The following is a 13,454-nucleotide window of genomic DNA, read 5'->3' on the forward strand; positions in this document are numbered from 1 at the left end:
GCCCGCAGCCCCGCTCTACCCGCAGGAGCACCGTGGCAACTGGCCGAACTCACCGACCGGCGACCCGAAGCCGAGGGATCCCCGAGGCCACCGTCGCCCGGCTTCCGCTGTATCTCCGTGCGCTGACCGCGCTCTCCGAGCGCTCGGTGCCCACGGTCTCCTCGGAGGAGCTCGCGGCCGCGGCCGGGGTCAATTCGGCCAAGCTTCGCAAGGACTTCTCCTACCTCGGGTCGTACGGCACCCGCGGGGTCGGTTACGACGTGGAGTACCTCGTCTACCAGATCTCGCGTGAGCTGGGCCTCACCCAGGACTGGCCGGTTGTGATCGTCGGTATCGGTAACCTCGGCGCGGCGCTCGCCAACTACGGCGGCTTCGCCTCCCGCGGCTTCCGGGTCGCGGCGCTGATCGACGCCGACCCGGCGATGACCGGCAAGCCGGTCGCGGGCATCGCGGTGCAGCACACCGACGAGCTCGAGCAGATCATCACCGACAACGGCGTGTCGATCGGCGTCATCGCCACCCCGGCCGGCGCGGCCCAGCAGGTCTGCGACCGGCTGGTGGCCGCCGGGGTCACCTCGATCCTCAACTTCGCCCCCACCGTGCTCTCGGTGCCGGACGGGGTGGACGTACGCAAGGTCGACCTGTCGATCGAGCTGCAGATCCTCGCCTTCCATGAGCAGCGCAAGGCGGGCGAGGAGACGGGCGCGCCCGACGAGGCGGCGAGCGCGCAGTCGGCCGCCCAGGACGCTCCGGGGTCGCCGGGGGCCGCCGCGGCGGCGCCGACCCCGCTCGCCCCGCACCGCGCGGCGCCGGGCGCGGGCACCGACAACGGTCGCCAGGACAACGGTCGCCAGGGACCTGACGGGGATGTGCCCGCCGTGATGCCGGCATGAGCCTTCTCGTCGTCGGACTGAGTCATCGCACCGCGCCGGTGAGCGTGCTGGAGCGCGCCTCCCTGGTGGGCGAGGAGTCGGCCAAGCTGGCGCAGGACACCCTCGTGGCCGAGCCCGCCACCGAGGCCGCCGTGCTGGCCACCTGCAACCGCATCGAGCTGTACGCGGACGTGGACAAGTTCCACGCCGGGGTCGCCGAGCTGTCCACGCTGCTCGCCCAGCACACCGGGGTCGACCTCGACGAGCTCACCCCGTATCTGTACGTCCACTACGAGGACCGGGCCGTCCACCACCTGTTCTCGGTGGCCTGCGGCCTGGACTCGATGGTCGTCGGCGAGGGCCAGATCCTCGGCCAGATCAAGGACGCGCTCGCGCTGGGGCAGGAGCTGCACACCGCGGGCCGGCTGCTGAACGATCTGTTCCAGCAGGCGCTGCGGGTCGGCAAGCGGGCCCACAGCGAGACCGGTATCGACAAGGCCGGCCAGTCGCTCGTCACCTTCGGCCTCGAACAGCTGGCCGGGGGCACCACGCCGGTGGCGGACTGGGCGGCGGGGCGGCGTGCCCTGGTGATCGGGGCGGGCTCGATGTCCTCGCTGGCCGCGACCACGCTCGCGCGCGCCGGTGTTGCCGAACTGGTGATCGCCAACAGGACGTTGGATCGGGCGCGGCGCCTCGCGGAGTCGCTGGCCGGACTTGTCGACGGCGCCCGCGCGGTGCCGATGGACGCCGTGGCCGCCGAGCTGCCGCACGCCGACATCGTCGTCTCCTGTACGGGCGCGACCGGCCTGGTGCTGACCGCCGACATGCTGCGCGAAGCCCTCGACCGGCGTACACAGGATCGTCCGGCGGCGGGCGCGGCTCAGACCGTCGCGCTGCTCGACCTGGCGATGCCGCGCGACATCGACGCGGCGGCGCACCGCGTCGGCGGGCTGCGCCTGGTGGACATCGAGTCGCTGGCCGAGGCCGCGGCAGATGAGCCGATGGCCGCCGACGTCGACCAGGTCCGGGCCATCGTCTCCTCCGAGGTTTCCGCTTTCGGGGCTGCTCAGCGCGCCGCGCACATCACGCCGACCGTGGTCGCGCTGCGTACCATGGCGGCAGATGTGGTCGCCGGCGAGATCGCCCGGCTCGACGGGCGCCTCCCCGACCTCGACGAAAGACAGCGCGCCGAGATCACCCAGACCGTGCGCCGCGTCGTCGACAAGCTGCTGCACGCGCCCACCGTGCGGGTCAAGCAGCTGGCGAGCACGCCCGGCGGTGCCGGGTACGCGGACGCGCTGCGCGAGCTGTTCGACCTCGACCCGCAGGCGGTGGCCGCCGTCAGCCGGGCCGATACGAACGGCACCCGTCCGAACGGCGGCGGCGACACCGGCCGGCCCGGCGCCGCGGCCGTACCGAACGACCCGAAGAGAGGCCGGGCATGAACGCGACACCTCCCGCCGCCTCCGGCCGGGCACACACCTCCGGCGGCCCGGCGCCGCTGCGGCTCGGCACCCGCCGCTCCGCGCTGGCCATGGCCCAGTCCGGGCAGATAGCGGACGCCGTGCGCCGTGTCACCGGACGTCCCGTCGAGCTCGTGGAGATCACGACGCGCGGGGACGTCTCGCGCGAGGACCTCGCGCAGATCGGCGGCACGGGCGTCTTCGCCACCGCGCTGCGCGAGGCGCTGCTGCGCGGCGAGATCGACTTCGCCGTCCACTCGCTGAAGGACCTGCCGACCGGGCAGCCCGAGGACCTGGTCCTGGCCGCGCTGCCGACTCGCGAGGACCCGCGCGACGCGCTGATCGCCCGCGACGGCCTCACCTTCGCCGAGCTTCCGCCCGGCGCCCGGATAGGCACCGGCTCCCCGCGCCGCACCTCCCAGCTGCACGCCTGGGCGCGCTCGCTGGGCCTGCGGATCGAGACCGTGCCGATCCGCGGCAACGTCGACACCCGTATCGGCTACGTCCGCTCGGGGGAGCTGGACGCGGTGGTGCTGGCCGCCGCCGGCCTGACCCGCCTGGGACGGCTCGACGAGGCGACCGAGATCCTGGACGCCGACCACATCCTGCCCGCCCCCGGCCAGGGGGCACTGGCAGTCGAGTGCGCCGCCGCCAACGCGGCGCTCGCTGCTCAGCTCGCCGAGCTCGACGACCCGTACACCCGGGTCGCCGTGACCGCCGAGCGTTCCCTGCTCGCCGCCCTGGAGGCCGGCTGCAGCGCACCTGTCGGTGCGCTGGCCGACCTGCTCGGCGACGGTCAGGCTGTCACCGAAATGCGCCTGCGTGGCGTCGTCGGCACCACCGACGGCTCCTCGCTGGTGCAGTTGTCCATCACCGGTCCCGTTCCCGCGGCGCCTGGCGAGGAGGCGGCCCAGCTCATGGGACATGAGCTCGCCGCCGAGATGCTCGCGAAGGGTGCGGCCGGTCTTATGGGGGAGCGAGCACATTGAACCCCAACGCCCCGAACCACCCACCCGGACATGGGCACGTCACCTTCCTCGGTGCGGGCCCAGGAGATCCAGGTCTGCTGACGTTGCGTGCCGTGGAGGCACTAGGCGCCGCTGATGTGCTGATCGCCGATCCACAAGTGCTCGACGTGGTACGTACGCACGTCAGGCCGGGCGTGGCCGCGGACGCTCAGGGCACACCGGAGCAGGCGAGAGCTGACGCGTCGTCAAGCACCGCCGACGTGGCCCTACTCAGGGACACGGCCAATCTTGTCATGGGCGCCGCGCGGAGCGGCAAGCGGGTCGTCCGCGCGGTCGCGGGCGACCCTGGCCTGGACGGATACGCCGCCGACGAGATGCTCGCGTGCGCCGCCGAGGGCATCGTCTTCGAGGTGGTGCCGGGCGTGGCGGCCGCGGTGGGCGTGCCCGCGTACGCGGGGGTGCCGCTGCGGGACGCGCAGGGCGCCGATGTGCGCTTCGTGGACGCCCGTACGGCCGACGACCGCTGCTGGAGCGAGGTCGGCTCCTCGGACGCGACCGCCGTGGTCTCCGCGACCCTGGAGACGGTCGCGGCCGCCGCGGGCGAGCTGGTGGCCGCCGGGCGCAAGCCCGACACCCCGCTGACCGTCACCGTCGCCGGTACGACCACCCGGCAGCGCACCTGGACGGCGACGCTGGGCACCATCGCGCAGGTGCTGAAGGCCGCAAAGGTGCTGCCGTCGCCGCAGGGCGCCCAGCCGGTGATAGCCGTCGTCGGCGAGCGCAGCGCGGCCGCGCAGCGCGAACAGCTGGCGTGGTTCGAGTCCAAGCCGCTGTTCGGCTGGCATGTGCTGGTGCCGCGCACCAAGGAGCAGGCCGCCTCGCTCTCGGACCAGCTGCGCTCGTACGGCGCGGTGCCCAGCGAGGTGCCGACCATCGCCGTGGAGCCGCCGCGCACCCCGCAGCAGATGGAGCGCGCGGTCAAGGGCCTGGTGACAGGTCGCTATGAGTGGATCGCCTTCACCTCGGTCAACGCGGTCAAGGCGGTGCGGGAGAAGTTCGAGGAGTACGGGCTCGACGCCCGCGCCTTCGCCGGGATCAAGGTCGCGGCGGTGGGCGAGCAGACCGCCAAGTCGCTGATCGACTTCGGGGTCAAGCCGGACCTGGTGCCCAGCGGTGAGCAGTCCGCGGCCGGGCTGCTGGAGGACTGGCCGCCGTACGACCCGGTCTTCGACCCGATCGACCGCGTCTTCCTGCCGCGTGCCGACATCGCCACGGAGACGCTGGTGGCCGGGCTGATCGAGCTGGGCTGGGAGGTCGACGACGTCACGGCGTACCGCACCGTGCGCGCCTCGCCGCCGCCGGCCGAGACCCGCGAGGCGATCAAGGGCGGCGGCTTCGACGCGGTGCTCTTCACCTCGTCGTCGACCGTGCGGAACCTCGTCGGCATCGCGGGCAAGCCGCACAACGTCACGGTCATCGCCTGTATCGGCCCGGCCACCGCGAAGACCGCGGAGGAGCACGGCCTGCGGGTGGACGTACTGTCGCCCGAGCCCTCGGTGCACAAGCTGGCCGAGGCGCTGGCGGAGTTCGGGGCGGCCCGGCGGCGGGCCGCGAGCCAGGCAGGGGAGCCGGTCACCCGCCCGAGCGAGCGGCGGCCCGGTTCACGAAGGAGGGCACGCTCTTGAGCACGCACAGCAGCACGCACGGCCCCACCCCGTACGGGAGCTTCCCCGGCGCCCGGCCGCGCCGGCTGCGGGTGAACGCGGCCATGCGACGCATGGTCGCCGAGACCCGGCTGCACCCGGCCGAGCTGATCCTGCCCGCCTTCGTCGCGGAGGGCGCGAACGAGCCGCTGCCGCTCGCGTCGATGCCGGGCGTCGTGCAGCACAGCCGCGACTCGCTGCGGAAGGCCGCCGTGGAGGCGGTCGAGGCGGGCGTCGGCGGGATCATGCTCTTCGGCGTGCCGGAGGAGAGCAAGAAGGACGCGATCGGCTCGCCGGGCACCGACCCGGACGGGATCTTGCAGGTCGCCCTGCGCGATGTGCGGTCCGAGGTCGGCGACGAACTGATCGTCATGTCCGATCTGTGCCTCGACGAGCACACCGACCACGGCCACTGCGGCGTGCTCGACGCCGAGGGCCGGGTCGACAATGACGCGACGCTGGAGCGCTACGCCGAGATGGCGCGGGTGCAGGCGGACGCGGGTGCCCATGTGGTGGGCGCGAGCGGAATGATGGACGGGCAGGTGGGGGTCGCCCGGGCGGCCCTGGACGGCATCGGCCGCCAGGACGTGTCGATCCTCGCCTACGCCGTCAAGTACGCCTCGGCCTTCTACGGGCCCTTCCGCGAGGCCGTGGGGTCCTCCCTCAAGGGCGACCGCAAGACGTATCAGCAGGACGGGGCCAACGCCCGGGAGGCGCTGCGCGAGCTGGCGCTTGACCTGGCCGAGGGTGCCGACATGGTGATGGTCAAGCCCGCGCTGCCGTACCTGGACATCCTGCGCCGGATCGCGGACGAGTCGGATGTGCCGGTCGCCGCGTACCAGATCTCCGGCGAGTACGCGATGGTCGAGGCCGCCGCGGCCAATGGGTGGATCGACCGGGACCGGGCGATCATGGAGACGCTGACGTCCGTACGGCGGGCGGGGGCGGGCATGGTCCTGACCTACTGGGCGACCGAGGTCGCGCAGTGGCTGAGCCGGGGCGACGTCTGAGACCGCGGCATTTGTGGTGAGTAGTGAGACAGCGACACGCCGTCGTTTCGGCGTGTCGCTGTCTCATACTCACCGCAAGTTCAGGCTGCGTCGATGATCCGGGTGAGTTGCGCGGCGGTGATCGTGCCGGGGGTGCGGCGCTCGCGCGCGCATTCGTTCGCGGTGCGCCGCAGCGCCTCGTTGACCGGGGTCGGCACTCCGTGGAGCCGGCCCAGCAGCACGATCTCGCCGTTCAGATAGTCCGCCTCGACCGTTCCTGAGCCTCGGACCAGGCTCTGCCACGATGAGCCGCCGCCCCACGCCGCACCGTCGGCGACGGGGCGTATGTCCATCTTTCCGTCGCGCACCGCGCTCTGCTCGGCGTCGCTCGCGCGGTCGATGCCCGCCGCGTCGAAGACGGCGCTGGCCTCCGCCTTCGCGCGCCGCACCAGGGCCGCCGCCTCATCGCCCCCGTCCGGCCCGCAGACCGCCTCCACGGCGTTGGCGACGTTGGCCCGCAGCTTGGCGTACTTCCAGCGCATCACGTCCGGCACGACCGGCGCGAGGAAGTGGGACTTCTCCAGGTCGGCCGCGATCCGCCGGGCCGTCTCGTCCGCTCCGGACGGATAGGCGCCCAGGTGGAGCACGCCGGTGCAGGGCGCGCAGGGGGCTATGACCTCGCCCGGCTCCAGATAGGTGGCGGGCAGCCAGACGCACATCGCGTACACCCGGCGGAAGCGCCGCAGCGCCAGCCGCTCGCTCTCCACCCCGTTCTGCGCGCACACCAGCGGCAGCCGGTCGGCCGCCGTCCCGCCGCCGGCCACCGGGCGGGGCGCCCAGGCGTCCAGCGCGGCCACGCTGTCCTGGGTCTTCACGGCCAGGACCAGCACGTCGTCGGGGCGCAGCTCGACGGCTTCGGGCCGGTCGGCCACAGGCACCGGGAGCCGGTGCGTGCCGTCGGGCGTCAGCAGCCGCAGCCCGTCCCGGCGCAGCGCTTCGTAGTGCGCTCCGCGCGCCACCAGGACGACGTCATGCCCGCTCTGGGAGAGCCGCCCGCCGATCGCGCCCCCGATGGCGCCCGCTCCGATGACGACGTAGCGCATCCCGGCTCCCCTTTCGCCCGTCCCTTTGCTGGTTCGGGCCGTCACGCTACCGCCCGGGGCCTGTTGTAGTTCATAAACCAGTGGGCGGCGAAGTCGGCGGGCATGGAGTAGGGGTGCTCGGGGTCGGCGAGCATACGGAAGACGAACTCCGTGGTGGTCATGGCGAACCGGGTCCCGGCCTCGGGGCCGACCTCCGTGACGTACACGGGCCAGGCGTCGGGGTCGGGCCCTTCGGTGATCCAATAGAACGACGTCTCGTGCTCGGTGCCCGCCCACGGCAGCAGCCCGCCAGGCTCGGGGAACGGCGGGTGCGGCTCCCAGGACGGGGTGCCGTGAGCCTTCGCCCAACCGGACGCGAACTCGGCGCCCTTGACGATGTCGGCCGGCAGACGGACGTCCAGGAAGCCGTCGAAGGCGCCGTCCCCGAACGTCTCGACCAGCTTCTTGTAGTCGCTCGGCAGCGCCGTGCCCAGCCGCTCCTCGGCCGCCGCGCAGTCGGCCGTACGGATCCGGCCCGAGTACATCCGGTCCAGGCGGATCGGGTCGATGCCCACCTGGTCCGCGTCCCAGCCGGTCACGGCGGTGAGCCGGTCCAGCCAGGAGGCGCCGGCGGGCAGCTCGTCCGGCGCCGGGGTGGTGCGCGAGGCCAGGACCACCACAAGCCGCGCCTCCCCGTCGACGCGGACCACGCCGCAGCCGATCCACCGGCCGCCGAACGCCCAGGCGCGCATCTCGGCGACGCGCTCGCCGTCCCCGAAGGGAGCGATGAGCGGCAGCCCCGTCCGCTCGCTCGCGGCGGGGTCGGCACGCCCTTCCGATACGAGGGTGCGCGGCTCCCCGTACCAGTCGCTGAGCGTGTCCACGAGTTCGCTCAGGCCCGCCCCGTCGGGGATCGTCAGGCACATATGCCCCGCCCCGTGCCCGGCCGACCGGCAGTCCAGCTTGCCGGTGTCCGGCCACAGCAGACCGTGGAGCGACGACAGCAGTTCTTTCTCGTTCACAGGGACAGTGAAGCGCGTGCCACTGACATTCGGCCGTGGGGCGGGGCGGGAGGGGACGGGGCGCCCGAGGTCAGCGGGCGGTGGCCCAGGAGTGCGCGACGTCGACGATCAGCCGGTCGCCCGACTGGAGCACCCGGAAAGGCAGCCGGGCGCGCACGCCGAGCCCGACCTGGGTCTCACCCTCGAAGCTGGCGCCGTAGCGGGTGTCCTTGAAGGTGCGGTACCCGGCGATGTTCACCCCGGGCAGCGGTTTCCCGGCCCGCCCCGGATACGTCTCGCCGCCGGCCTCCGGGTCATAGCTCGGCGCGGCCACATGGATCTCCAGGATCGCGCCGCCGCCGACGGCGATCGGGTCGCCGGAGCCGTCCTGGTACATCGCGTGGACGTAGCCGACGCGGTAGCCGGTCTGGCCGGCCGTCGTGCCGCCCTTGATGTCGAACACCAGGCGGTCGTAGCACGTGTGTTGTCCGGCCCTGATGTTCTTCAGCGGCTTGTAGCTCGCATCTTGCGCGGTCTTCTCGCCGCTGCCCCACACGGTCGCACAGGCCTCTGCCGAAGCGTTGGCCGTCCTCGACGTGGTGGCGGCACCGGCCGTCCCCGCCGTCGCCGCCAGTCCGGCGCCGGCCAGCGTGAGCGCCGCGAGTGCGGTCCCCCAGCGTCGCATGACTTCCTCCAAAAAGATCGGTTGCCAGTTACGTGACGTCCGACTGCCCCGGTTGGGAGGAGGTTGTCCGCGTCGGCGATTTTCTGCCAGGCCGATCGGGAAGTTTGTCGCAAACCATGCGGCTAGGGGTTGAGGTGGTCGAATTCACCTGCCTTGGCGGCGCGTATGAAGTGGCCGAGGTGGGTGGGGGTGGTGGTGAGGACCGTGTCGGGGGCCTCGCTCTCGCGGAGACGGATGGTTCCGTCGGCGGCGGAGGCGACGTTGAGGCAGTTGTTCGCCGCTTGGCAGTAGGAAGACTTGTGCCAGTCCAGCGTGGACAATGTGTTGCCTTTCAGAGTGACTGTGCGATGTCGCGGATGAAGTCTCGTGACTTCTCCGGCTTAAGGGCGAGGGCTTCCATGCGGTCGAGGATGCTGCGATAGGTCTCCAGCTTCCCTGCGCTGTCGAGAAAGACGGGGCCGTGGGCCTCGTCGATCTGAACGGTGTCGAGTTGGGGGACCGGCCCCGTGGCGTAGAAGATCGTCTGTCCGGGTGCAGGGAAGACTCCTGCCTCGAACGGCAGGACGAGGACGGTGACGTTGTCACGCTCGCTCAGCGCGAGGATGTGCTCCAACTGCGCCCGTGTGGCGTTTCTGCCGCCGAACTGCATACGCAGTGCGGCCTCGTGGATGACCGCCGTGTAGTCGAGGAGGTGGTCCCTGTGGAGGACCACTTGGCGCTTGATGCGGTGAGAGACGCGGTGCTCCACCTCGTGGGGTGGCAGCGGAGGCATGGCCTGTTGGAACAACGCCCGTGAGTGGTCGACCGTTTGGAACAGTCCGGGCAGAGTGGCCGTCTGGCCTGTGCGCATCTTCACGGCATGGTGTTCCAGCTCGGCGAGGTCCAGGAGGCCGTTGGGGAGAACGCCCCGGTACTCCTCCCACCAGAATCGGCCGCGTCCGCCGGCCATTGCCGCCAGCGCGTCGATCAGCACTTGGTCGGTGCAGTCGTAGTGGCCCGCCAGGGTACGCAGGCGGGCGGCGCTGATTCCGACGCGGCCCGCTTCGATGTTGCTGATCCGGGCCTGGTCGGCGCCCAGTAGCGCGCCAGCAGCCGAGGCGGTCAACCCGGCTCGTTCACGGAGCTTACGAAGCTCGGAACCCAATCGCTGTTGACGTGCCGTGGGGTCATTCCTCGGTGGCATGGCCTCTCTTCCCTGTCGTGCACAGTCTGCCGTCGTCGCCCTCAGTGGTCCATCGGAACATAGATTTTCCCAATACTGTGACCTGTATGACCCTCATGCTCTACGGTGTGTGTCACGTCACTCACTCTACGGAGGCGCGTATGTGCAACGACCCCCGTGTGCCCGAAGACTGGGACTACACCCTCCAGTTCCCCCGCGACCCCCTCGCTCCGCGCATCGCCCGCCGCATACTGCGCCTCATCCTCGAAGAGCACGGCGTACACGATCTGGCCGACACTGCCGAGCTGTTGGCCTCCGAGCTCGTCACGAACACCTACGCCCACTCGGACGGCCCGGCGTCCATGAACGTCAGGCGAAGCGATAAGCGGGTGCGGGTCAGCGTCTGCGACACCAACCCCCAACTCCCGTACATGGCTGCGGACTGGGCCGGTGACGCCGATGCCGAGCAGGGCCGTGGAATCGGCCTTCTGGATGTGATCGCCGACAGCTGGGGCGGCTGCGCCATTGGCGACGAGCTGTTCGGGGTCGGCGGCAAGACCGTCTGGTTCGAGCTCGGGGAGGGCTGGCGGGACGCATAACAAAAGGCGCGGGTCGGCGAAGTTAACTCAGGAAATGCTCAACAAACGGGGGAAGTTGTTCACGGCCGGAAACGCCCCGGCTAATCTCCCGGCTCAAGATCACTGCGCCGCAGGCCGGTTGATGCGGCCTCCCCCAGAAAAATCAAGGAGCACCCTGTGCCGAAGCTTCGGAGGCCAACCAAGGGGGCCGGGCTGCGGATCGCTGCGGTTCTCGCCGCCGCCGTCTCGCTGCCCGTCCTGGCCTCGCCGAACGCCCACGCCATCGCTTGGGACCACACGATCCACTCGGACGACGGGGACCCCGGGGCCCGCCTGCGGTTCGAGGCCAACGGCGACATCGTCGAGCTCTGCGACATCGAGGCCGACGGCTTCGCTGCCTACGCCGAGATCTACGACCCCAAAACCGGCCAAACCCGCACCCTCACCGTCGGCGGCAACGGCAACTGCAAGCGCCGCGACGCCTCCTACTCTGGATGGAACCTCGTCGAAGGCCGGGGATACAGCTTCATGGTGGCCCTGACAGAGGGCAACTACATCGCCTACCCGGACGACGAAACCTGGAAGGCCTGACACGCAGCCCACCGGGTACGCAGGCTGACGCAGCGGATCGGGGGATATCCCCCGTCCGCAGTGGCCAGTTGGCCGGATGGGATTTCGCCGCGGACTCCGTGAGGCTCAAGGCCATGAGAATCACGAACGCCAAGGCTGCCTCCTTAGCACTCGCCGCCGCCACCACCGCCTCCCTGCTCGCCTCCACGGCCGCCGCCGACGCGGCCGCCCCACGATCCGCCGCGCCGCTGAGCTGGGGCGCCTGCGAGGGGACCGGCCTTGACCCGAGGCAGGAGTGCGCGACGCTCAAGGTGCCGCTGGACTACCGGGACCCGGGCGGGGACGAGATCTCGCTCGCCGTCTCCCGCGTCGCCAGCGCCAAACCGGGTGCCCGCCGGGGCACCCTGCTGCTGATCCCCGGGGGACCGGGCGACACCGGCCTGGACAGGCCGTCCGCCCTGGGCGCCAAGCTGCCGCGAGCGGTGCGGGACGCGTACGACCTCGTCAGCTTCGACCCCCGGGGCGTCGGCCGGTCCACCCCGGTCAGCTGCGGCCTCGGCCACGACGACCTGGCCATCACCGCCTCCCGCCCCTGGCCCGCCCCGGACGGGAGCATCGCCGGGAACGTCACCACCGGACGGCGCCTGGCCAACGCCTGCGCCCGCAACATCGGCCCGCTGCGCACGTCCATCAGCACCGTCAACGAGGCCCGGGACATCGACCGCATCCGCCAGGCGCTCGGCGAGGAGAAGCTGTCGGCCTGGGGCGTGTCGTACGGGACGTACGCGGGGGCCGTGTACGCGCAGATGTTCCCCGAGCACACCGACCGCTGGGTGCTGGACAGCAACGACGACCCCGACCCGACGCGCGTGGGGCGCGGCTGGCTGGCCAGCTACGCCGTCGGCGTCGAGGACACCTTCCCCGCCTTCGCCGCGTACGCCTCCCGGCCCGGCGCCCACCGGCTCGCCGCCACCCCCGACGGCGTCCGCCGGCTCTTCCTCGACCTCGCGGCCCGGCTGGACGCCCGTCCGATCCCCTGGGAGGGCGCCAACCCGCCCGAGCTGAACGGCAATGTGCTGCGCCAGCAGCTGCTCAACACCCTTTACGCCCCGAGCCGCTACGCCGACCTCCCCGGCAGCGACTACGCCGCCCTCGCCGAGCTGATCCGCGCCGCCCGCGACGGCGAGGAGCTGCCCGAGCCCGCCACGGTGCCGGACGAGGCGATGCAGAACGCCCTGGCCTCGGGCGCCGCGACGATGTGCAACGACGTCTCATGGCCGAAGTCCCTGCCGCGCTACGCCCGCGATGTCGCCGCCAGCCGGACGAGCCACCCGCTGACGGCCGGGATGCCGGTGAACGTCATGCTGTGCGCCTTCTGGCCCGACGAGCCGCGCGACAAGCCGGTGCGGATCACTTCGGACGGCCCGTCGAACGTCCTGCTGGTCCAGAACCGGCGCGACCCGGCGACGCCCTACAGCGGCGCACTGAAGCTGCGCCGGGCCTTCGGGAAGCGGGCCCGGATGGTCACGGCGGACGAGACGGGGCACGGGGCGTACGTGACCAACGGGAACGCCTGCTCCGACCGCTATGTGACCGACTTCCTGGTCGGCGGACAGCGGCCGGAACGCGACACGTTCTGCGGGGCGGAGGGGAGCCGGTAGCGGCGTCATCACCCGATGCGGTGATGGCCGACGGGGTGCCTGACGGGGCGCCGAGCGTGCTGCCAGGGTCACCGTACAGCGGTGGCCCTGTGGCTAGACTTTTCGCATCGGAAGGTTGGACACCATGACCCTCACCATCCCGGAGCTTGGCATGAGCCGACTTCGCAAGGCCGCCGAAGCAGCTGAAGAAGCGACCGGCCTGCGCGCCGAGATCATCCGAGGAGTTCTCATGATGTCCCCGACCCCGCGCGGCAAGCACGCCGGGATCATCAACGAGCTTTACGACCATCTGCGCCCGGCGCTGCCGGACCATCTGCGTCCGTACCAGGCCGCCTCCGTGTCCATGCCGGACGACCGGGACGACTACGCCACCCCCGACCTGCTCGTCTGCGACGCGGGTTTCGGCGAGTCCGACGAATGGCTGCTCGACCCGGGCGATGTCGAGCTCGTCTGTGAGGTCGTCTCCAAGGGCAACAGCTCCAAGGACACGAGCGAGATGGTCGGCTGGTACGCCGACGCTCGCATTCCCGCGTATCTGCTGGTCGACCCCCGAAATGGGACATGGATCCTATACACCGTTCCCCGCGACGGGGCGTATCAGGGCGTCCTCCACGGGCTGTACGGCGAGGACGTCGAAATCCCGGCGCTCGGCGTGAAGATCTCCACCAGCGGCTTCACCCAGTACGCCTGACGGCAGCGCCGGACCACTACCGGGTCGGC

14 protein-coding genes are annotated in these 13,454 nt (G+C 71.5%); 9 read left to right on the forward strand and 5 right to left on the reverse strand.

What is annotated here, in order from left to right; all coding sequences use genetic code 11:
* The first annotated feature begins 32 nt into the window (after positions 1-32).
* Genes ACFV2X_RS09315 through hemB form a run of 5 tightly spaced genes read left to right on the forward strand, consistent with a single transcriptional unit; the run spans position 33 to position 6,016 of the window.
* On the forward strand, positions 33-893 hold the full coding sequence (locus ACFV2X_RS09315) for a redox-sensing transcriptional repressor Rex (protein WP_385613523.1): 861 nt from the start codon (positions 33-35) through the stop codon (positions 891-893).
* A complete protein-coding gene (locus tag ACFV2X_RS09320; RefSeq protein WP_385613525.1) occupies positions 890-2,317 on the forward strand; it encodes a glutamyl-tRNA reductase in 1,428 nt (475 codons plus the stop codon). The genes ACFV2X_RS09315 and ACFV2X_RS09320 overlap by 4 nt, the downstream gene beginning before the upstream one ends.
* Positions 2,314-3,324, forward strand: coding sequence for a hydroxymethylbilane synthase (hemC, locus tag ACFV2X_RS09325; RefSeq protein WP_385613527.1), 1,011 nt, complete (start codon positions 2,314-2,316; stop codon positions 3,322-3,324). Before ACFV2X_RS09320 ends, hemC begins: the two co-directional genes overlap by 4 nt.
* Positions 3,321-4,988: a uroporphyrinogen-III synthase gene (locus ACFV2X_RS09330; RefSeq protein WP_385613530.1), complete on the forward strand. Its 1,668-nt coding sequence runs from the start codon at positions 3,321-3,323 to the stop codon at positions 4,986-4,988. The genes hemC and ACFV2X_RS09330 overlap by 4 nt, the downstream gene beginning before the upstream one ends.
* Complete coding sequence (gene hemB / locus ACFV2X_RS09335) at positions 4,985-6,016, forward strand: porphobilinogen synthase (protein ID WP_385613532.1); 1,032 nt, start codon at positions 4,985-4,987, stop codon at positions 6,014-6,016. The genes ACFV2X_RS09330 and hemB overlap by 4 nt, the downstream gene beginning before the upstream one ends.
* An 80-nt stretch (positions 6,017-6,096) precedes the next feature.
* Here the strand turns inward: hemB and ACFV2X_RS09340 are convergent, their stop codons facing one another.
* The 5 genes from ACFV2X_RS09340 to ACFV2X_RS09360 all read right to left on the reverse strand — a co-directional run bounded on the left by ACFV2X_RS09340 (position 6,097) and on the right by ACFV2X_RS09360 (position 9,946).
* The gene (locus ACFV2X_RS09340) at positions 6,097-7,098 is read right to left on the reverse strand and encodes a ketopantoate reductase family protein (protein WP_385613535.1); all 1,002 of its coding nucleotides are present in this window, start codon (positions 7,096-7,098) and stop codon (positions 6,097-6,099) included.
* 41 nt (positions 7,099-7,139) lie between these two features.
* On the reverse strand, positions 7,140-8,099 hold the full coding sequence (locus ACFV2X_RS09345; RefSeq protein WP_385613537.1) for an SMI1/KNR4 family protein: 960 nt from the start codon (positions 8,097-8,099) through the stop codon (positions 7,140-7,142).
* 70 nt (positions 8,100-8,169) lie between these two features.
* Positions 8,170-8,763, reverse strand: a complete 594-nt coding sequence (locus ACFV2X_RS09350) for a hypothetical protein (RefSeq protein ID WP_385613540.1) — start codon at positions 8,761-8,763, stop codon at positions 8,170-8,172.
* 122 nt (positions 8,764-8,885) lie between these two features.
* Positions 8,886-9,083, reverse strand: coding sequence for a DUF397 domain-containing protein (locus ACFV2X_RS09355; RefSeq protein WP_385613542.1), 198 nt, complete (start codon positions 9,081-9,083; stop codon positions 8,886-8,888).
* Positions 9,084-9,094: 11 nt separating this feature from the next.
* The gene (locus ACFV2X_RS09360) at positions 9,095-9,946 is read right to left on the reverse strand and encodes a helix-turn-helix domain-containing protein (protein ID WP_385613544.1); all 852 of its coding nucleotides are present in this window, start codon (positions 9,944-9,946) and stop codon (positions 9,095-9,097) included.
* Positions 9,947-10,086: 140 nt separating this feature from the next.
* On the opposite strand from ACFV2X_RS09360, the gene ACFV2X_RS09365 reads away from it, so the two are divergent.
* From ACFV2X_RS09365 to ACFV2X_RS09380, 4 genes are all read left to right on the forward strand, one after another.
* The gene (locus tag ACFV2X_RS09365; protein WP_385613547.1) at positions 10,087-10,524 is read left to right on the forward strand and encodes an ATP-binding protein; all 438 of its coding nucleotides are present in this window, start codon (positions 10,087-10,089) and stop codon (positions 10,522-10,524) included.
* A 156-nt stretch (positions 10,525-10,680) separates the two neighbouring features.
* Positions 10,681-11,094, forward strand: a complete 414-nt coding sequence (locus ACFV2X_RS09370) for a hypothetical protein (protein WP_385613550.1) — start codon at positions 10,681-10,683, stop codon at positions 11,092-11,094.
* Between the two features lie 113 nt (positions 11,095-11,207).
* Entirely contained in the window at positions 11,208-12,734 is a 1,527-nt protein-coding gene (locus tag ACFV2X_RS09375) for an alpha/beta hydrolase (RefSeq protein WP_385613552.1), read from the forward strand.
* 124 nt (positions 12,735-12,858) lie between these two features.
* Positions 12,859-13,425 (forward strand): Uma2 family endonuclease, encoded by a 567-nt coding sequence (locus tag ACFV2X_RS09380; protein WP_385613555.1) that lies wholly within the window; start codon positions 12,859-12,861, stop codon positions 13,423-13,425.
* Positions 13,426-13,454 lie beyond the last annotated feature (29 nt).

This window comes from Streptomyces sp. NPDC059679 (genome assembly GCF_042734105.1).
Classification (GTDB): Bacteria; Actinomycetota; Actinomycetes; order Streptomycetales; family Streptomycetaceae; genus Streptomyces.